The organism is Nonomuraea aurantiaca (assembly GCF_020215705.1).
Lineage (GTDB): Bacteria > Actinomycetota > Actinomycetes > Streptosporangiales > Streptosporangiaceae > Nonomuraea > Nonomuraea aurantiaca.
The window spans coordinates 31,334-49,530 of record NZ_JAIWNB010000045.1; the positions used below are offsets into that span (position 1 = coordinate 31,334).

Annotated in this window: 19 protein-coding genes and 1 pseudogene; 9 read left to right on the top strand and 11 right to left on the bottom strand. The window is 65.4% G+C overall.

Features of this window, described 5'->3' with window-relative positions:
• Positions 1-82: 82 nt before the first annotated feature.
• Complete coding sequence (locus LDL49_RS51790) at positions 83-640, bottom strand: site-specific integrase (RefSeq protein WP_308016298.1); 558 nt, start codon at positions 638-640, stop codon at positions 83-85.
• 296 nt (positions 641-936) lie between these two features.
• On the opposite strand from LDL49_RS51790, the gene LDL49_RS51795 reads away from it, so the two are divergent.
• The 3 genes from LDL49_RS51795 (at position 937) to LDL49_RS51805 (ending at position 3,147) form a co-directional block, all read left to right on the top strand.
• A complete protein-coding gene (locus tag LDL49_RS51795; protein ID WP_225302360.1) occupies positions 937-1,200 on the top strand; it encodes a PadR family transcriptional regulator in 264 nt (87 codons plus the stop codon).
• On the top strand, positions 1,197-2,087 hold the full coding sequence (locus LDL49_RS51800; RefSeq protein ID WP_225302343.1) for a hypothetical protein: 891 nt from the start codon (positions 1,197-1,199) through the stop codon (positions 2,085-2,087). Before LDL49_RS51795 ends, LDL49_RS51800 begins: the two co-directional genes overlap by 4 nt.
• A gap of 496 nt (positions 2,088-2,583) precedes the next feature.
• The gene (locus LDL49_RS51805; RefSeq protein ID WP_225302344.1) at positions 2,584-3,147 is read left to right on the top strand and encodes a dihydrofolate reductase family protein; all 564 of its coding nucleotides are present in this window, start codon (positions 2,584-2,586) and stop codon (positions 3,145-3,147) included.
• A 261-nt stretch (positions 3,148-3,408) separates the two neighbouring features.
• Here the strand turns inward: LDL49_RS51805 and LDL49_RS51810 are convergent, their stop codons facing one another.
• The 3 genes from LDL49_RS51810 to LDL49_RS51820 form a co-directional block, all read right to left on the bottom strand.
• Entirely contained in the window at positions 3,409-3,657 is a 249-nt protein-coding gene (locus tag LDL49_RS51810) for a hypothetical protein (protein WP_225302345.1), read from the bottom strand.
• Between the two features lie 78 nt (positions 3,658-3,735).
• Positions 3,736-4,404: a Type 1 glutamine amidotransferase-like domain-containing protein gene (locus tag LDL49_RS51815; RefSeq protein ID WP_225302346.1), complete on the bottom strand. Its 669-nt coding sequence runs from the start codon at positions 4,402-4,404 to the stop codon at positions 3,736-3,738.
• A 963-nt stretch (positions 4,405-5,367) separates the two neighbouring features.
• Positions 5,368-5,790 carry a spore-associated protein A gene (locus tag LDL49_RS51820; RefSeq protein ID WP_225302347.1) on the bottom strand — a complete coding sequence of 141 codons (423 nt, stop codon included), beginning with the start codon at positions 5,788-5,790 and terminating at the stop codon, positions 5,368-5,370.
• A gap of 233 nt (positions 5,791-6,023) precedes the next feature.
• Here LDL49_RS51820 and LDL49_RS51825 point away from each other — a divergent pair, with 233 nt between their 5' ends.
• A complete protein-coding gene (locus LDL49_RS51825) occupies positions 6,024-6,422 on the top strand; it encodes a cupin domain-containing protein (protein ID WP_225302348.1) in 399 nt (132 codons plus the stop codon).
• Between the two features lie 133 nt (positions 6,423-6,555).
• Positions 6,556-7,023 (top strand): NUDIX hydrolase, encoded by a 468-nt coding sequence (locus tag LDL49_RS51830; RefSeq protein WP_225302349.1) that lies wholly within the window; start codon positions 6,556-6,558, stop codon positions 7,021-7,023.
• 46 nt (positions 7,024-7,069) lie between these two features.
• Here the strand turns inward: LDL49_RS51830 and LDL49_RS51835 are convergent, their stop codons facing one another.
• Positions 7,070-7,438 carry a UTRA domain-containing protein gene (locus LDL49_RS51835; RefSeq protein ID WP_225302350.1) on the bottom strand — a complete coding sequence of 123 codons (369 nt, stop codon included), beginning with the start codon at positions 7,436-7,438 and terminating at the stop codon, positions 7,070-7,072.
• A complete protein-coding gene (locus tag LDL49_RS51840; RefSeq protein WP_263656604.1) occupies positions 7,417-7,545 on the bottom strand; it encodes a GntR family transcriptional regulator in 129 nt (42 codons plus the stop codon). Before LDL49_RS51840 ends, LDL49_RS51835 begins: the two co-directional genes overlap by 22 nt.
• A gap of 221 nt (positions 7,546-7,766) precedes the next feature.
• Here LDL49_RS51840 and LDL49_RS51845 point away from each other — a divergent pair, with 221 nt between their 5' ends.
• On the top strand, positions 7,767-8,198 hold the full coding sequence (locus LDL49_RS51845) for a hypothetical protein (RefSeq protein WP_225302351.1): 432 nt from the start codon (positions 7,767-7,769) through the stop codon (positions 8,196-8,198).
• A 2,554-nt stretch (positions 8,199-10,752) separates the two neighbouring features.
• On the top strand, positions 10,753-11,406 hold the full coding sequence (locus tag LDL49_RS51850; RefSeq protein ID WP_225302352.1) for a hypothetical protein: 654 nt from the start codon (positions 10,753-10,755) through the stop codon (positions 11,404-11,406).
• 677 nt (positions 11,407-12,083) lie between these two features.
• On the opposite strand, the pseudogene LDL49_RS59570 reads toward LDL49_RS51850, so the two are convergent.
• The 5 genes and pseudogenes from LDL49_RS59570 to LDL49_RS51875 form a co-directional block, all read right to left on the bottom strand.
• Positions 12,084-12,428: pseudogene (locus LDL49_RS59570) on the bottom strand (hypothetical protein); the annotation flags it as partial.
• On the bottom strand, positions 12,425-12,823 hold the full coding sequence (locus LDL49_RS51860; protein WP_225302353.1) for a DUF6444 domain-containing protein: 399 nt from the start codon (positions 12,821-12,823) through the stop codon (positions 12,425-12,427). The pseudogene LDL49_RS59570 and the gene LDL49_RS51860, both read right to left, overlap by 4 nt.
• 1,121 nt (positions 12,824-13,944) lie before the next feature.
• Entirely contained in the window at positions 13,945-14,298 is a 354-nt protein-coding gene (locus LDL49_RS51865) for a hypothetical protein (protein ID WP_225302362.1), read from the bottom strand.
• Positions 14,299-15,291: 993 nt separating this feature from the next.
• Entirely contained in the window at positions 15,292-16,974 is a 1,683-nt protein-coding gene (locus tag LDL49_RS51870) for a SulP family inorganic anion transporter (protein ID WP_225302354.1), read from the bottom strand.
• Positions 16,975-17,002: 28 nt separating this feature from the next.
• The gene (locus LDL49_RS51875; protein WP_225302355.1) at positions 17,003-17,557 is read right to left on the bottom strand and encodes an ATP-binding cassette domain-containing protein; all 555 of its coding nucleotides are present in this window, start codon (positions 17,555-17,557) and stop codon (positions 17,003-17,005) included.
• Positions 17,558-17,584: 27 nt separating this feature from the next.
• Here LDL49_RS51875 and LDL49_RS51880 point away from each other — a divergent pair, with 27 nt between their 5' ends.
• Together LDL49_RS51880 and LDL49_RS51885 are read left to right on the top strand one after the other, a co-directional pair.
• On the top strand, positions 17,585-17,872 hold the full coding sequence (locus LDL49_RS51880) for a hypothetical protein (protein ID WP_225302356.1): 288 nt from the start codon (positions 17,585-17,587) through the stop codon (positions 17,870-17,872).
• Positions 17,873-17,892: 20 nt separating this feature from the next.
• Positions 17,893-18,165 (top strand): hypothetical protein, encoded by a 273-nt coding sequence (locus tag LDL49_RS51885; protein ID WP_225302357.1) that lies wholly within the window; start codon positions 17,893-17,895, stop codon positions 18,163-18,165.
• The last annotated feature ends 32 nt before the right edge of the window (positions 18,166-18,197 follow it).

Below are 18,197 nucleotides of genomic sequence, written 5' to 3' on the forward strand. Positions count from 1 at the left end.
ACGTCCACACCGTGCCCGGCTCTCTCAGCTACGTCGGCGGCGGGTACGCCCGCGTTGAGCCAGAGGGAGACGGCCGCGTGCCTCAGGTCGTACGGCCTGCGAGCCAGGGGAGAGGCAACCTGGGCGGGCGTGCCAGGGCGCGGGCGTCCTGCCAGACCTCTGTGTAGGCGGTCGAGGCCACGACTTTGCCGCGCTCGCTGCGGAACAGCCGGCCATCCCCGGCGATACCGAACTCTTCGATGTGTTGTTGACCTCTGGGCGCGAGACATCGACGAGGATGCGGCCCCAGCCGATTGCCGGAAGATGGCAGTCCTGCTTTCTGGACGCGACGGTCTCGCCGGGACGGAGGGCGGCGTAGCCACATGCAGGCGAATATGGCTTGGAGCCGACGCCCGCGGCCCCGCCCGCCTACGGAGGCCACTGCGGTCAGCAGCGCATCGGCCTGGCAGGGATTTACCACGACCCGCGGATCCACCGTCTCCGTGGTTGTAGGCGGCTTCCACTTGACCTTGTGCACCGGATTGGCGGGCAGTTCCTCCAGCTCTACCGCGTACTCCAGGACGGCATGCAGGGCGGCGCGCTTGCGGCGGATCGTGTTGGCGCTCGCGGCCTTGCCGTCGAGTCGGAGCGCGAGGTCCATGTCCTGATCGGTTGGCGTAGACGTCCGACGATCATGGAGGCGTGTTGGTCGTTCACACTTCGGCGATGCCTCAACCGCCTGGCCTTGTCGAGCCCGCACGTGTCCACGAGCGGAGAACACTTCGACCCTGCGAGGTTCATGGGGTGGATCATGATCGAAGCAGCATCCGCCGCTGATGCCACGAAATCGCGGACATTCGCCATAGCCCTAAGTAGAGTTCCAGCATGGGTACACCACGGATGACCCTTCAGACCCAACTCGTACTCCGAGCCCTTCTTGTAGACGCGACCCGCGAAATGTACGGCCTGGAGATCTGCGCCGCAGCCGGTCTCCAGGCCGGCACCATCCATCCGATCCTCGCCCGCTTCGAGGGAATCGGATGGCTCGAGTCCCGATGGGAGGACCTCGATCCACACGAGGCCAAACGCCCGCGGCGCCGCTACTACAGGTTGACACCAGACGGGTTGGAGCGAGCACGTGGAGCGCTTGCAGAGGCCGCTGCGAAAGCGCCGCAACTGTCTCTCCTGCCTCAGCGTCCGTTAACAGGCGGTGCCACATGAGCAGTCAGAATGCTCAGGCGATTACCGAGCGTGATGCAGCAATTGAACTCGCCAGTGTCGCTGAACGCGCCCATAGTGATGCACTCGATCTCGCCCACGAATTCGACACAGCCCTAGATCAAGCGCATGTGTGCGACCTGGCCGTCTATATGGACGTTGTCGCTTACCTCAGTCGCCTTGATGAACGTATCCACCTCTTCGAACAAAGGTTGGACCTTGTACATACACTTGCCTACAACCTAGAACTCGATCACAACGTCTATCAGGCGCAAGATCTCGTCCGTCGTTTTATCAACCAGATCGCTTGGCATCTTCCTCTTGACCGTCCTCACTTCTTGGCTACTCGCGGGCGTGAGGTCGGCGGCGAACTGAGTCGCGCGCTGCGTGAGCTTGCCTGGGCTCTGAGTAACGTCTCTCGAGTTGCTCTTAATTCTGCGCACAGCGCAGAGAAGACTATCGCAATGCGCCCAGGAGGCGTATCACGGTCGGCGGCGGGTCTGCTGAAAGTCGGTTTGCAAATTGTGCCCAGCGCTGATCGTGAGCGTTATCGGGAGGAGCTGCTGGCAGATCTGCATGACATTGCGTCGGGAAGGGCTCCCAAGCTGGCGCAATTACGCTACGCGATCAATCAGGTGCTCCACGCTTTGCCCCTCCGGCTGAGCCTTCGACACCCCACGCGTTACGTACGAGATATAGCGTTTCGCCTTACGTATTGGATTCTGTCATCTGATTTCCGAACGTGGGGATTACTCGGGCCGTTCTTGGGCTGGGGTATCGTCAACATCCATCTTCAACAGGGATGGGGGTCCGCACTCTTCACCCTCCCCGGCGTAGTCGCTTTCTATGCAGGAATTGAGTGGTTACGTAAGCGCTGGCGTGTCAAGTGAACGTCCGAACGTCTTTATCAGGAACAGAGCAGGAGTGAGGTCGGCGGGCGTGGTGACCGAGAGCGTAGAGCCACCGACCCAATGCCGTTTAGTTAACCATCAAGCTCTGGTTCGAGGTTGCCGGGGCAAGAGCGCGACGGTGGGCGGTTCTGGGTGCCGGATGCCGTTGTCGGAGGGGCGGCATTCTCTATAGCTGCTTCGTCGGGTTGGCACATGGCGCGGTAATACTCTCGTGGTGCTCCTGGCACCGGGTTTGGGGATTTGGTAGCGCACTTGACTGGGATCAGATTGGTGCGCGCGACCTGCCCGGCTGTCCCACCTGTCTGGGCCGAGGGTCGGTTATCCACCTCGGGGACTGCAGGCCCGCGCGTACGCTCGTCCGCGCCCTGTCCCACCTGCTCCGGTACTTCGGCATAGATCGGTGTGGCCTGATCGGTGATTTTTCCGCGCCGTGCTGGTCTGTACGCCGAATACCGACTCACAGGAGGCTGACGCCATGCGGAAACTGACCTTCGGCATGAACCTGAGCCTGGACGGCTACATCGCCGTGCCCGGCGACGACCTCGGCTGGAGCGTGCCGAGCGACGAGCTGTTCCAGTGGTGGTCCGACCGGGTGGGCGCGACCGGCCTGGCGCTGTACGGGCGCAAACTGTGGGAGACGATGAGCTCCCACTGGCCGACCGCCGACCAGCAGCCTGGCGCCACACCAGCGCAGATCGAGTACGCCCGCCGCTGGCGGCACATGCCGAAGGTGGTGTTCTCCTCGACGACCAGCACGGTCGACTGGAACACCCGCCTGGTCACCGGCGACGCGGTCACCGAGATCACCCGGCTCAAGGCCGAGGACGGCGGCCCCATGGACATCTGCGGTGCCACACTCGCCGGGGCGGCCATCCGGGCCGGGCTGATCGACGAGTACGCGATCGTCACTCATCCGGTCCTGGTGGGCGGCGGCACGCCATTCTTCACCGCCCTGGACCACTGGGTGAACCTGACCCTGATGGAGACCCGGACGTTCCCCGGCGGCGTACTTCTGACCAGGTATGAGACCAGGCGCTGAGTACCCAACCTCGGATCGGCCCGTGCTTCGGGCCACACAAGGAAGGGGCGCACGGTGCAGCCGAGAATTACAGCAACCGGCGGGATCGTCAGCGAACTCCGGAACGCTGACGATCCCGCAACCTTGAGCCGTACGAATGATCGCTCGATTGCCGAGGTCTGGGGGTCACGGGGCTGCTGGTCCAAACCCGGCCAGTGCGAGCGAGTCATGGAACGGCGACGGGCCCGGCTGCTGTCCGGAGCCCTGCGGGTTGGCTGCGTATCACGCCGCCAGTGCCTCGCCGATCCGCTTGTTAGCGATCTCCTGTTGGCCGTCGATGCACTTGGCGTAGACCCTCAGGAGGACGTCAACGCTGTGGCCTGCTCGTTCCGCTACGTCGCGCTCGCCGAGGCCGTCGATCCCTTGTGTCGTGCCTATCCAGTGGTGAGAAGTGAACGCACTTGCCACCCTTTGGAGCTGGTGCAGTGCCGCTTGCAGCGTGACCAGGCGCCGGGTTCTGGCTTGGAACATGGCATGACCGGATGGCCGCAGCGCACGCAATCTGCGGTATGAGAGGGCGCCTCGCTCACTCGCGGTTGGCGTCGGTGCCTAGGAGGAAAAGGACCTCCAGTGCCCCTCGGAGACGACCTCGACGGTGCCGTCGGTCACCTTGATGGCCGTCTGGTCGTCGATGGCGTACGCCGGACCCGCGATGCCGGCGGCCCATCTCTCGGCGTCGGCCATGGTGTTTCCCGGCATGAGCTCGTGTCCCAGGTGCGGGAAGATCGAGAAGTCGACGACCCCTAGGGTGCGGTCGCTTCCGGTGGGCGGCGTCCATTCGACGAAGTAGTCACCGATCCGGGGGGTCATCACCATGCTTCCTGCGCTCACCCCCGCCCAGACCGTCTCGGACAGCGACGGCAGGAGATCCGCCAGCCCGGACTGCCGCATCCAGTGGCACAGGTACGTCGCATCGCCGCCGTCCACCAGCAGGACGTCAGCCTCCCGGACCCATGGGCCCCAGCGGTTCTTGCCGATGCTGGCCAGTGCGGTGAGCTCGAGGACGCCCACCGACTTCCAGCCCAGGTCGCACATGGGTCCCGGGGTCTGTCCGGCGATGAAGCGCCAGGCTGAGGCCGGCGTACACATGGGGTGGCCATACTGCGCCGTGGGGATGCATAGGGCACTGGAGTCGGCGATCGGCTTGCCCAGCAGGTCGACCAGCGCATCGCGGATGCTCGTGTTCGTGACGCCTCCGGACGTGAGAAGAAGCTTCAAGATGTCTCCCGGCTCGAGTGCGATGGAGTGGTGTGACGGGTAGACCTTGAACCACCGCGAGACTCATCGCTGCGGTAAGCCGACAACTCGCCCTGAATGTCGGCAAAGACGCACGACACCGACAGCTTCCGCTGCAATCGACACACCGTGATAACCACACCGCAAGCGCCGGCACCATCAGCACGGGAACGCCCCGGGCATCCATCATGAACGCCTAAGGCGCCAGGCCGCCTGTGTGCGGGGAGTGGTCGCAAGCAGAGGTGCGCGGCGGCAACCTGGCGGCCGCGTGATCATCCTTGTCCAGCGGGGGTAACCGTACGGTGCAGCACTAGGGAGCAGGTCGGAGACCCATCGATGCGCTACGTCGAACCCGGTGCCGAAGCCGTGGCGGCCGTCACTGCGCCACCTCGCCCACCACGCGGGCTCCAGTGAGAACCGTCGCTCCCGCTCCCGCGGCCACCGTAGGGGAACCAGCGTCGCCGCGCAGGTGAAGGGGGCCCGGTGGTGGGCTGCTCGTCCGCTGTCGGGATGGCGCTGCAGCAACTCCTCCAGCCCAGTCTGGGAGGCGAGCTGTCACCAGGTACATGGGATCGCGTTGGCCCTGGTCAATGTGCCGGAGTATTGCCTGGCGGGAGTTCAGATGCGGGCAGGATCGATCAGCGGCTAATCCGGTCGCGGTGTCGGCGGGCGGCGCGCACTTCGGCGTCGGCGACCTTGTCGTCCAGCAGCGCGTACGGCTGCGTCGTCTCGGTCGAGGCATGGCCGAGGTGGCGGCACACGGCCTCGATGGACTCCGCGCCCGCGCCTACCTCAGCGGACGACGCCCTGCTCGCGCGACGTCTCGGGCCGGCACTCCCGAACTTACGGCGAGCGGCGAGCGGCGAAGTAGCTCAGTGGCCGGTGAAGAGAGGTAGATGGGACCTTCGCAGGTAAGCGATCAGCCACTTGGCGTTCGGAAGTGGTTCAGTTGCAGTGCACGTTGTTGAGTTTGAGGGTCACCCAATCCGGCACCGTCGCTTCAACGTCAATGCACTGACCGGGCGCGGAGACGTACACGGGGCCGGCGTGGTAGGTGTACCGTCCGGAGTCGGGGTCGCTCCCGGTGCCGTCGCCTCTCGATATCACGACGCTTTTCCAGCTCGGGGTGTTGGCGTAGGCGCCGTAGCCGTAGGTCAGCGCGCAATTCTTTCTGGTGGTGGAGCTGTAGTAAACCTCCAGCGTGCCCGTGCGGGTCCCGTCTCCTCTCTTGACGGCGTAGACGCCGACGCGGGTGTAGCTGCTGCCACAGGGTCCGGTCGCGCTGGCGGGAGCGGCGCCCGCCACCAGTGTGGTGGTGGCAGCCAGGGCCGCACCGGTCAGGAGGGTTGCCAGTTTGCGTGTGCGCACGAAAATCCTTTCGACTCAAGCGGTGTGATCATGGATATCACTGGCATCCGGCCAACGCCTGCGAGTTGTGCGCGATGTGACGGTTCGCACAAAGATCCAGGCGTGTCCACCGTGCTCTCATTCGCTCGTCCATTTGCCGCATGGTTTGCGAGCAGGCTGTTCCCACTCGTCCGCACAGTGGTTGAGCTGGTGTGGAACGGTAAGGGTCAGCTATCCGTAGTTATGCTTCCGCCATGCGGATCATCGAAGGTGCAGGGGTGTGGACGCCGCTTGTCGACGGAGCGGCCAACGACTGGGTGGAGCATCTGAGGGTGTCGGCCCTGTCGGTGGGAACGCACTGCATCCCAGCCGGCGGGCTCGACACTCAGAGCCCACACACCGAGGACGAGATCTACGTGGTCACTGCGGGGCGGGCCAAGATCGTGACGCCGGACGGTACGGCCGAGGTGGGCCCAGGCTCGGTGATTTTCGTGCCGGCGGGCGAGGAGCACCGGTTCGACGAGGTGACTGAGACCTGGCACTGCTCGTGGTGTTCGGCCCGGCATACGGCTCGCGCACGCCGGGTCGGTGAGTCGTTACTGAGGCCAGACCGGCTCAAACTCCGCGTGAAAGTCCGCGCTTTGGTGCCGTGATCGGAATCCTTTGCCGGGTGGGCGACACACTGCGCGACGTGTCCCGGCGGGTGAGACTCGTTGGTCCATGCGGTGAACCCCTCGGCCGCAGCACGAGCGGCAGGAACGCCTCCTCACCGATACCGTCGGGCAAATGATCACTAACCGCCCCACCGCGCGAGTCATCCTCGCCGATCCCGCCGACCGCGTGCTGATGTTCCGCTTCGTTCCGCCCGACCCCTGGCCCCGCGAGCCCGCATGGCACCTCCCCGGCGGCGGGATCGAACCAGGCGAATCGGCAGTGGAAGCGGCTTCCCGGGAGGTTCGCGAAGAGGTCGGCTTGATCCTCGCGCCCCGAGACCTGGGCGAGCCAGTGGCCGTCAACGCGGGGGAGTGGTCCATCCAGGAGAGCCACTACTACACCGTGCACACGTACTTCTTCGCCCGAGTCTCAACGGTGGAGGTTTCCGGATCTGGAGATGACGGGCTCGGGCATCGATGGTGGACCGTGGCCGACCTCGACGCGACCACGGAGCGGGTCTTTCCGCCCGGGCTGGCCGTATTGCTGAAGGACCTGCTCCAAGGAGTACGGCACGAGCGGCCGGTCACCCTCGACTGGTGAAGTCGCGCAGCGTGTCGCCAACCCGGCAAAGATTCCGGTCACGGCATTAGCTGACCTTGTAGACATCCTCCAGCTCGTGCAGGCTTCCGGGCAGCGCCAGGCTCATGGCCAGCAGCACGGACCCGGCAGGGTCGTGCACGGTCGCCGTCACAGCGAGCACCGGACTGGACGAGCCGAGCAACTCCGCCTTGTCCTTGGCAGGCTTGCGGGCGGTCAGTCGCTCGGTGATGTGATCGAACCGCAGGTGCTTGACCGCCTGGAGATGCCGCCGGATCCCGCCCCGCAGCGGCTCGGCCTGCTCCAAGTCAGTGCCGACCGCGATCTCCACCGGGATCCACCCGGTCTCCGCCGCCGATACGACATCCGCCTGCCGGGCCACCCGCTTCCGGACGATCACCGGCGTCCGCTCGGCCACCCCAGCAGCCGAGCCACGCTCAGCTCGCGGACCAACTGCGTCTCGGACGGCAGCATGTCGCCAAGCGCGTACTCGCCCGACTCGATCCGCTCCCGAATCGCCCTCATGACCTGGGCATACTTCGGCGGAGCGAAGCCCATACTCATACGCCCTCGATTGCGGCGTCCCAGTCGGCCAGTCTCTCCAACCCTTCGCCCTCCAGGTCCCCGCAGCCTGGCCGACGCTGGCGACAATCTTCTTGACGAGCCGACAACCTCGATTTCACAGATTATTGGGATGGCCGATACGGTTGATTCGGTCAAGATCTTTGCTGTTATGAGGTTGAAGCATGCATCGCAAGAAGCTCACATCCGTTCTGCTTGGCTCCGCTGCCGCGACGGCCCTGCTGCTGGCACCGGCAACCGCAGCCTCCGCACAGGCAGGCACCGCACGGACGAGCGCGGAGGCCGCCGGGACGAAGGCCACCACCGCGTCAGCTCAAGCCGGGGTCGAGCGCGACAGCATCAGGTGCTCCAAGCCCAGAGGCAAGTGGGCCAACTACTCGTGGGGTGAGGGCAACACGAGCGTGACCATCTACTTCAACAACCACTGCAGCCACAGGGTCAGCACCAAGATCATGTTCGTGAGGAAGGGCTCGGTCGGCGACAAGGCCGCCAAGTACCGTTGCATGACGGTCAACGCCAACACCAAGGGCAAGAAGAAGTTCTACGCCGCTGTCTACAAGCCGTATTCCGTGACCCGCGTCGCGCGCTGCAGCTGAGCCGGCCGCCGAATCGTCGCACCATTACTGTGCAGATGGCGTGGAACCCTCGAACTGCCCAGGATGAAGACGGCCATCAGCGGCATCACACCGCCCGCACAGGTCACCTACAGCCAGGTAGCAGGCGCTCTGACAGCCACCGACTGCCCGTGGGAGCCGCTTCCGGTGATACTGGGGCAGCACGGCCTACGAACCCCAGCCACAACGCCAGCGCATCAACTTCACCTTTACGCCAGACGCCGACCCTGAACCCCTCCTTGACAGCGCCAGATGTTCACACAGGGGGAGACATGGAAGCGCGGGCGGGTTGGTCGATCTCACGTCGCCGTAGGAGTACGGGTACGGTCACCTGTGATGCTTGTCGATCCGCCCGATGTCCCATGGCATCCCGTAGACGGCGACCAGCTCTTGAAGGTCGGCACCGAGATGAAGCGACCGGACCGTCTTTATGCGAGCTGCCCTTACCCGACCTCCGCCATCAAGATCGCAAAGTGTCGCTCATGTCGGCCGGGATCCCGCACGATGTGCGGGATTCCGGCCGGGTTGCTGACCAGTGAGCGGCCAAGCCCGAGGGCAGTGGTTCGAGCTCGTCCTGCGGATGCACGCCATGCTCGGCGAGGTGGCGGGTGGCCAGCTCCACGTCGTCGGTAAAAAGCTCCAGCCACACCTGCGCCTGGGCGGCCGGCCGACGAGCCGACGGCGCGCTGGACAGCCGCTCGATCTAGACATCCACGACGTGACCAAGGGACAAGGCCGCAGGCTAACGAGCTCCGGTTCAGGTAGCCGTGGACTTGTTCAAGGTCGGCTGGCCAGGTGCCTGCTGGGTCGGCTGCTGTAGATCACGCACGGTCGGCGCGTTCGGCCCTGTCTGCGTGGCCGGCCATGGCCATGGCCGGGGATGGGGAACAGGGACCGGCCATGGAAGAGGGGGGTAGGCCGGGGGGTGCCAGCCCGGCCGGGGGTACGGGTGCGGGTAGACGTACGGGGGGCCCACGGGGTAGCCGCCCCCGACACGGACGCATTCATACTGCGGGCAGGGCAGAGTGAAGCACTGCTTGGGCCGGTACACGCAGACGTAGCCGGGTGGACACAGTACTTCGCTGCAGCCGGTCGGCGAGCACGCGGCTCGGAGAGCCGAAGCCGTGGCCGTCGGTGCTGACGCTATCGCCGATTCGTTTGGTGTAAGACGGGTCGCGTCAGCCGAGGCGGCCAACGCAGAGAATGGCAGCCCCGCCAAAGCCGCCGTGATGACGAACGTGATTCGGATCATGATGAATCCCTGAACCCTTCCTGGTTCCCCGATGAACCCCTGCACTGAATCCGCTGGCCATGCCGTGGATTCGCGGATATCTCGTGATAGGCCGGTCGACCTACCGAGATCGTCGCATTCGACGACCCCCAGTCCATCGGTGGCGATGGCATTATCGAGGCCAGGAAACAGTAAAGATGGTGGCTACCCGAAGAGGGCCCTACGGTCATCGAGTGTCCGCCCACTACTCTGCGCCAGTCATCAGAAGTGTGGATATTCCTGGCGGAATTTCACCTTAGTTAGTGCGGCGGCTAGGTTCTCTTGCCCAAAGCAGAGGGGACGCCCGACGACACTGGACACATATTCGGTGCCGGGTGACTCGATGAGCAAGCCGAAGGGGCCGGGCACCTTTGCAGCGCCCGGGACACCATCGTCCTGCAAGCCTTCGACTGCTTGGCGGCCTGCCTTATAGGTGGGTCGCCTGTACTTGCTCCTCGGCACGCTGGACCGCGCCGTGCTCCAAGCGGCGTGGGTCACGCGCCATCGTCCGGAGGGCGGCACCAGGAAGCTTCGCTTCGGTGGCTGTACCGGCGTGGAAGCCATGCCATTCCGAGACTACCTTTAATTCGCGCAATTAGGGCGACTTGCCGCGAATATCGATATGACAAGCCTTCGGCCGCAATTTTCAGGGGGGTTGGATCAAGAGCTCCGCGACGCCGGGTAGAGAATTGGGCCAGGCGAAAAGAGCTTACCAAATGGCATCTTCATTCTGGCAAAGTGGCGTGTACTCGAGTCCTTTCTTCCAGCCCTTGAGAACAGAATGAAGAGTGACTACATTGATGAAACGAACCCTGCTGGGCGGCGCGCTCGCCGGGGTCGTTCTCGTTTACTCACCTGCTGCGGCAGGTGCCGAGGCAAAGACCCCCTGGCCGCCAGGCCAGACGGTCACCGACTATACGGCGAGCGGTACATATTCTCGAGCAGCGGTGCGGACCCCATCCGCGGCTGCTCGTGAATGCATTCCCGTTTACTGCCTGCCGCCGAGCATTCAATTGATTGCGCCGCCGGTCCACGTCGAGCCCGGCACGATCCCGCTGTGCGCATGGCTTCACGTCCCCCAATCGCTCTGCAAGGTGCCGCGGGGTCCTGCGGGCCCGCCGGGACCCGCGGGTCCGCCCGGCCCAGCAGGACCCGCGGGTCCCCAGGGACAACCTGGGCTAGACGGCCTCCCCGGTCCTGCCGGTCCTGCCGGTCCTGCCGGTCCTGAGGGTCCTGCCGGTCCTGCCGGTCCTGCCGGTCCTGAGGGTGCTCCGGGTCTTCCGGGTCCTGAGGGTCCTGCCGGTCCTGCCGGTCCTGAGGGTGCTCCGGGTCTTCCGGGTCCTGAGGGTCCTGCTGGCCCTGCCGGTCCTGAGGGTGCTCCGGGTCTTCCGGGTCCTGAGGGACCTGAGGGTCCTGCTGGCCCTGCCGGTCCTACCGGTCCTACCGGTCCTACCGGTCCTGAGGGTCCTGCCGGTCCTGCCGGTCCTGAGGGTGCTCCGGGTCTTCCGGGTCCTGAGGGACCTGAGGGTCCTGCCGGTCCTGCCGGTCCTGCCGGTCCTGAGGGTGCTCCGGGTCTTCCGGGTCCTGAGGGACCTGAGGGACCTGCCGGCCCTGCCGGTCCTGAGGGTGCTCCGGGTCTTCCGGGTCCTGAGGGACCTGAGGGACCTGCCGGCCCTGCCGGTCCTGAGGGTGCTCCGGGTCTTCCGGGTCCTGAGGGACCTGAGGGACCTGAGGGTCCTGCTGGCCCTGCCGGTCCTCCCGGTCCTCAGGGTCCTCCCGGTTCGTCGGGGGTCCCCACCGTCACCAGTCAGATCCCCGTTCTCGCGGCGTATCCGTGTACTGGAGCGATGGGGTTCGGGTGGGTCTACCCCGTTTGCAGCGATTGATCGCTCTCTGGGGCCTGACAAGGTAGATGACTGAAGAGGTGTGTGCCGCAGGCGGCACACACCTCTTCCGTTTCCGTATTGGGACGCATTCCGACTCGTGACCAGCGGGAGCGGCGGCCTCGGACACCAGGTGCTCAATCTGCTCGGCAGTCCGGCCCGCACGGGTAACGCTGTTGTTCTCGGCCATCACTGCTTTCGACCCTCGACCCTGGACTCCTGATCACGAAGGATCACGTGGTGGCCACTCCCCATCCATGATGCCACCCGGCTGCGGGCTGAGCCTCTTTCGCTCCCATGACGGCGGACCGCTGGTCACAGCGTGATCGTGAGTGGGGCGTTCGCCTGACAGCGCGGGAAACCCCTGGTAGGAGAGTTGATCCCCACAATCATGGCCCTCGCACCCAGAGGCTTCGGATGCTGTTCTATGGTAAGTATTCAGCCGCTGCGCGGCCCGGAGTCTCTTGATCGCGTAGTGTGATCGTATTGGGGTGTGCGTGAGTGCGGCAGTCGCTGCGGTGTCAGGCGATCGCCGGGTCGGGCGGCATCCAGAGCTTGCCGAGGAGCGCGTCACGCAGGACGGTCATCACATCGACCCCGTGCTTGATCGCGGTGGACAGGTAGCCGCGCACGGCGTACCGGTGCCGGGTGTTGGGCCTCTGAACGGAGCCGGCCCGAGATCTTCTGGTGGGTCTTGGCCGGCCGAAGATCCCTCTCCGCTTGGTTGTTCGTCGGGGGAATCTGCAGGTCATGGGCGAAACACAGGACATCGTCGGCGCGGTCACGCAAGACTTCCAACAAGACGCGGCCGATCGGCTGAGTGACGGTCTTGGCCGGGCCTGGCAGGCGCCTGACCTGTGATAGGCCGACGGCGACCCCGCCGCGGAACATCTTCGTGAACATCGCCAACGTGCCCGCCGGGATCGCTGTACGCCCCTGCTCACGGGCGAGGTTGGCGGCGTGGATCAGGCCGCGCAGCACCATCTGAAGCTGCCGGGGCCAGCGCGCGGTGGGATAGGTTTCTGCACAATCTTCAAGATCGCGGATCAAGTGCGTCACCCCCAGATCGGCCGCCTCGCCCAGGTCGGACCCGCACGCACACGGCCCTTGCGGGAAGTGCTCGGTGATGTCTTCGGGGCGATCTGATCCGACCAGGCCAACGCCGTCCCCTCGGCACCGGGCTGCTTGCCGGGCCTGCGCTTACCCGCCTGCCTGTTCTTCGCCGCACGTTTCTTGAGCACAGTACGGCCCAGCAGATCATCGACCGACGGTGGCATCCCGGAGTTACCGCTGTTGCGCGAGATGAGCCGTTCCAGGCTGGCCATCCGCTCGCGCAGCTGCGCGTTCTCCTTCTCCAGGATCGCCACGCGCTCGCGCAGTGCGGCGTTCTCGGCCAGGAGGGCGCGCGTCAGAGCGATCAACTCCTCGCGGGACATCTCCTCCAGGCCGGACACCAGACGATCACATCACCATCGACCCAATTGATCAAAGTGACGGACGGTCACACACCCAACCGGAAGATCACACCCTGCACACGGCCTGAATATTTACGTTCTATGGTGCTGTCGTCGATTTCCGCGCCAACGCTGAACGGCATGGCCGACCTGATCCGAAGGCATGCCAAGTGATCGGGCGCCCGCGGGGTCGTCCGCCTAGAAGCTCGATCACCCGGTCCCATTGGCCGGCGCCGCGTGTGGCGAATAGCTGAGACTCATAGGCGGTGCCCATCAGACGGGAGAAACACCCTCAGACCGAGGCGGCAGTATCTGTCGATCCGCTCCAACGAGCGCCTGGTCAATGCCGGCGCAGTCACCTCGGTGGGCAGCCGGGACGAACCCAATGAGATGAGTCGGCGGCGGGAATCTCACCCGCCGCCGCTCTCGGAACCGTGCGTAACAGTCTCACGTTACACGGCTACCATTGTTGAACCAGCAGGCAATGCTCCATGCCGCCACCGGACGCAGGTGCCAGGATAGGCCGAGGCGATCTCGGCGAGATTCTGGCGGACCTCACGAGGAGCCCGACGGCATCCTTTGAACTTCCTCTGGCCCACTTCGCCAGAAATGGGTTGATCCACTGCTCCAAGAAACATATCAACCTGGACTTGTAGTACGCCCGTAGTAGTTGATCCATCCCGCCACGAAGAGGTTTCCTTGTGGCGATTTCCTGGAAACTCACCGGGGAGACCCGACTTGAGTCTCCCGCCCCATGGTCGAGCGGGTCTGCTTGTCCGGACGCAGGTTCAGGCCGAACTGCCGCACTGGGCCTTCACCCGCCGTGCCCGCGACTCCGGTCCGTTTCTCTCCATGGGGTCGATCGGCGATTGCTTCGACAACGCGATCACCGAGTCGCTCTGGGGCCGGATGCAGACCGAGCTGCTCCACCGCCCTGCAGCTGCGCACCCCGATCGAGTACGAGATGCTCTACCCGCACACCCGTCTGGCGTAAGAGTCAAACAAGCCGACTCCATGGAACTCGGGGCACGTCAGAGTCTCCACCGGCCCCGGTCCGGTGGAAGGCGGCGCTGCCACGAGTTGGGCCCGCGAGAGCGCCGCCTATCTTCCTGCTAGGCAGGTCAGAGGCCGAGACCAAGCCCCACACCGACGCCGACGCCCAGGCCCAGGCCGTGGCCGCTGCCGGCCCCGTAGCCGGCCCCGTAGCCGACGCCGCTGCCGGCCCCGTAGCCCGCACCAGCTCCGTAACCGGCTCCGTAGCCCGCGGTGGCTCCGTAGCCGTAGACGGTGGGGCAGACGGGGCGGACGACGGGGACCAGCGTTGGGACGACCGCCACGCCACAGGTGCAGCAGTCGGCCTGAACGGAGGCCGTGGCGCGGCTTGCGTGCCCCGACGCCTCGGCGGAGGCCGCGGCGGCAGGGGATAGGACGGCAATGCCGATGCATGCCGTAGTGACCAGAAGGCGGCGAATCATGTCTGAATTCTCCCTGTAGTAAATCGCCGCAACAGCCCGTCCGTGCGCGGACTGCGTTGAACAGCGATTACCGAATGTGACCGCTCAGAGAGTACCCAACGGTTGAACAGGTATAAGGGTCGATGGCGGTCAGATAACGGCAATGGTTGAGGCGTTAGGGCCAAATAAAGCTCGGTACAATGCAAAGCCTGTCCGATGGCATACATTTGGTTTCTATCGGCTATTTCCATAAAGTTTGCAGGTCAGTGCCATCGCTGCGGCTCTGTGCGATCCGGGGATGCCTCGCCGAACAATCTCGTATCCCTGAGAGTCGGCCAGTCCTTTGTTTCCCGACATGGTCAGTTAGGTCTGAATTGCCGGTAATGTCGTGAATTGCCGCCTATCATGCTCGCTTGGCCTCGCCGAGGGGATCGCTCGACTCCTTTGAGGGGGTCGAGTTATGGAGAGAGCCGCGATGAAGGCCACCGCCGAGTACCGGCTCGGGTGGCCCGTCAGCGGTTGACGGGGTTTCTGTCTCCCACAGAACTAGCCAGTCCGATCTCAGGTCCGTGACTCGGATCGACCGGGGTGCAGGCCCGGTCAGTGGTGTCCGGATGCTGCCCAAATAGACCGCCAGAGACGGTATGGCAAAGCGCGAACTGCCCGGTTGATTGTGCTCGCAGTTGCTTCCCGGCGCGGCGTAAGCATTCACGCCGAGCGCATTCCGGTGCTGGGTGATCGCGAGCTGTGATCGTCTTCGGGCGTGGGGCGCTGCGGATTGTGGCGGGATTCAGGCCGGCGTCGGGTCGGGTGGCATCCAGGCGTGGCCGAGAAGGGACCTACACCGGCACGTACGGCTACTACCGCTACCGGGTGAACGCCTCCAGTGGTTCCGGCCCCTACCTTCTGGGTTACAAGGCGCCGTAGCGTTCCACGCTGCTCGCTCGCCTTCTCATCGAAGGGCGTCTAAAATAGCGCTATAAGGACTGCTAAAATAGCCGACCGCGGCTGAGCTCATTCCTCGCCCCTGACCGCAGGAGGCCCGTCCCCTGGACGAGTTGATTGCTCAAAGGCGGCCACCGCGGTCGGCAGCGTCGGAAACAGGTACTCAGGACCGATCGCGGCAGCAAGCCCGTAGGCATCGAGTGAGGTGCGCAGGTCCTGCTTGACCCGGGCCATCGCGAACACGATGCCCCGGCGGACCAGCTCGGCGCGCAACGCCTCGACGGCGTCCAAGGCGGTGACATCCACCTCGACGTTGGCCTCGACATTGAGCACGAACCAGGAGACCTCGCCCTCATGCTGGTCGACGGCGCCCAGAGCGCGGCGCCGGAAATCCTGGGCGTTGGCGAAGAAGAGCGGGGAATCGTAGCGGTAGACGACCAAGCCGGGTACCGTACGCGCCTCGGGATAGTCGTCGACGTCGTGCATGCCGGCCAGCCCCGGCACGAGGCCCAGGATCGCGTCGTGGGGGCGGGCCACGCGGGCCAGCATCTCGGCCACGGACAGAGCGACCGCGAGCAGCACCCCGTACAGGATGTCGAAGACCAGTACCCCGGCGAACGCACCGAGAGCGAGCAGCAGTTCGCTGCGCCTGAAGGCGGCCAGCCTGCGGAACTCGGCCAGGTCGATCAGTCGGAAAGCCGCGTAGACGACGATGGCGCCGAGCGCGGCGGCGGGGAAGTGGGTGAGCAACGGCCCGGCGAACAACAGCACCGCGACCACTCCCGCCAGGGCCACCAGGGAGTACAGCTGGGTGCGGCTGCCCGCCGCGTCGCCGAGTGCGGTACGGCTGCCGCTGCTGCTGACCGGGAACCCGCGCAGCAGCCCGGCGCCCACGTTGGCCACGCCGAAGGCGAGCAGCTCCTGGTTGGCGTTGATCTCCTGGTTGTGCCTGGCGGAGAAGGAGCGCGCGGTGAGCATGTTGTCGCTGTAGCCCACCAGGAGCACGCCGAGGGCAGGCAGCACCAGTTCGCTGAACTCGCTCAGGGCCGGCATGGCTGGAGTCGGCACCCCGGAGGGGATCGTGCCGACCACCTTGATCCCATAGCGTTCCAGCCCGAAGACCGTGACGCAGCCGGTGGCCAGCAGCACGGCGAGGAGTGGCGCGGGTGCCCGTGGCCAGCGCCACTGCAACAGGAACAGGAAGGCCAGGACGGTCACGGCCAGCAGCAGCGTCCACGGATGCAACTGTGGCAACCCACCGGCGAAGGAGGCCAGTTGGTCACGGAAGGTGTCGCCGGACACCGAGGTCCTGGTGAGCTTGCCCAGCTGGCTGACGATCATGATGACCGCCACGCCGGCCAGGTAGCCGACCAGGATGGGCTTGGACAGCAGATCGGCGACGAACCCCAGCCGCAGCAGCCAGCAGACCAGCGCGAGCAGCCCGACGATGACGGCCAGACCGGCCGCGAGCGCTGCGTACCTGCCCGGATCGGCCCCGGCCAGCGGGCCGATGGCGGCGGCTGTCATGAGCGCGGTCGTCGACTCGGGACCGATCGACAGCTGCCGGGAGGAACCGAGGAACGCGTACAGCGCCAGCGGGGCCAGACTGGCCCACAGCCCGGCCACGGGAGGCAACCCGGCGACCGTGGCGTACGCCATGACCTGGGGGACCAGGTAGGCAGCCACGGTGAGCCCGGCCAGCAGATCACCGCGCAGCCATGCGCGCTGATACCCGGTCAGAAATGAGGTCACATTCTGCTTTGTATCGCACACCGAGCCCCTAAAGGCTCAGAGCGGTCGTATGCCACCCGGCTACGCCTGCTCGGCCTGCTGGGCGAGCAGGCGATGGCGGTTGGCCCGGTTGACCTCCTGCCGACGCGGATCCGGGATGGGGCGCCGCGAGCAGGAGGCGCTGGGTGTACGGATGCTCCGGGTTCGAGGTCACGACATCCCCGTCCTCGACGAGTTCCCCTCGGTATATCACCGCCATCCGATGGCTGATGTAGCGCACGACGCCCAGGTCGTGCGACACGAACAGGTAGGCCACACCCAGCGACTCCTGCAGCTCGATCAGCAGATCGAGCACGGTCGCCTGGGCCGACAGATCAAGTGCCGACACAGGCTCGTCGCAGACGACGAGCTTCGGCCGCAGCGCCAGTGCCCGGGCAATCGCGACCCGTTGGCGCTGGCCGCCGCTGAACTCCCGCGCATAGCGGTCCACGGCGTCTTTCGGCAGTTGCACCTTGTCGAGGAGTTCGCGTACCTGCGCCTGGGCGGCATGACGCTTGACGCCCGTGATCCAGAGTGGCTCGCCTGGACCGACTCCCTCGATCAAGACGGGCACCCCTGCCCGGGCTATCACGTGGCCGAGCTGATCGGCCTCAACCAGCGCAAGGGCTGGCCGGACGGGATGCGACTGCTGGTGCGCCGGGTCCGGCCGTCGGCCGGTCATCGCAAGAACCTCACCGCGTTCGAGACCCGCAGCGGCTGGAAGTACTCGATCATCGCGACCAACATCGGCCGCATGTGGGGCATCGCCGGTTCTCACCATCCGCAGTGGCTGGATGCCCTGGCTCGCGCGCACGCGGTGGTCGAGGACCGCGTTCGCGTCGGCATGCGAAGGCCCGCCCCAACCGCCCGGGGGACATAACGGGCAAGACCGCGAACTCGATGAACGTCAACAAGCCCCTGACGAATCGAGGCGAGGAGGAAAAGGACCTCCAGTGCCCCTCGGAGACGACCTCGACGGTGCCGTCGGTCACCTTGATGGCCGTCTGGTCGTCGATGGCGTACGCCGGACCCGCGATGCCGGCGGCCCATCTCTCGGCGTCGGCCATGGTGTTTCCCGGCATGAGCTCGTGTCCCAGGTGCGGGAAGATCGAGAAGTCGACGACCCCTAGGGTGCGGTCGCTTCCGGTGGGCGGCGTCCATTCGACGAAGTAGTCACCGATCCGGGGGGTCATCACCATGCTTCC

Coding starts and splice junctions, on each gene's coding strand:
- LDL49_RS51885 (WP_225302357.1), top strand. CDS start 17,893: ATGAACGTCAACAAGCCCCTGACGAATCGAGGCGAGGAGGAAAAGGAC.
- LDL49_RS51865 (WP_225302362.1), bottom strand. CDS start 14,298: ATGATTCGCCGCCTTCTGGTCACTACGGCATGCATCGGCATTGCCGTC.
- LDL49_RS51810 (WP_225302345.1), bottom strand. CDS start 3,657: ATGTTCCAAGCCAGAACCCGGCGCCTGGTCACGCTGCAAGCGGCACTG.
- LDL49_RS51825 (WP_225302348.1), top strand. CDS start 6,024: ATGCGGATCATCGAAGGTGCAGGGGTGTGGACGCCGCTTGTCGACGGA.
- LDL49_RS51790 (WP_308016298.1), bottom strand. CDS start 640: ATGGACCTCGCGCTCCGACTCGACGGCAAGGCCGCGAGCGCCAACACG.
- LDL49_RS51845 (WP_225302351.1), top strand. CDS start 7,767: ATGCATCGCAAGAAGCTCACATCCGTTCTGCTTGGCTCCGCTGCCGCG.
- LDL49_RS51805 (WP_225302344.1), top strand. CDS start 2,584: ATGCGGAAACTGACCTTCGGCATGAACCTGAGCCTGGACGGCTACATC.
- LDL49_RS51800 (WP_225302343.1), top strand. CDS start 1,197: ATGAGCAGTCAGAATGCTCAGGCGATTACCGAGCGTGATGCAGCAATT.
- LDL49_RS51830 (WP_225302349.1), top strand. CDS start 6,556: ATGATCACTAACCGCCCCACCGCGCGAGTCATCCTCGCCGATCCCGCC.
- LDL49_RS51840 (WP_263656604.1), bottom strand. CDS start 7,545: ATGAGGGCGATTCGGGAGCGGATCGAGTCGGGCGAGTACGCGCTTGGC.
- LDL49_RS51795 (WP_225302360.1), top strand. CDS start 937: ATGTACGGCCTGGAGATCTGCGCCGCAGCCGGTCTCCAGGCCGGCACC.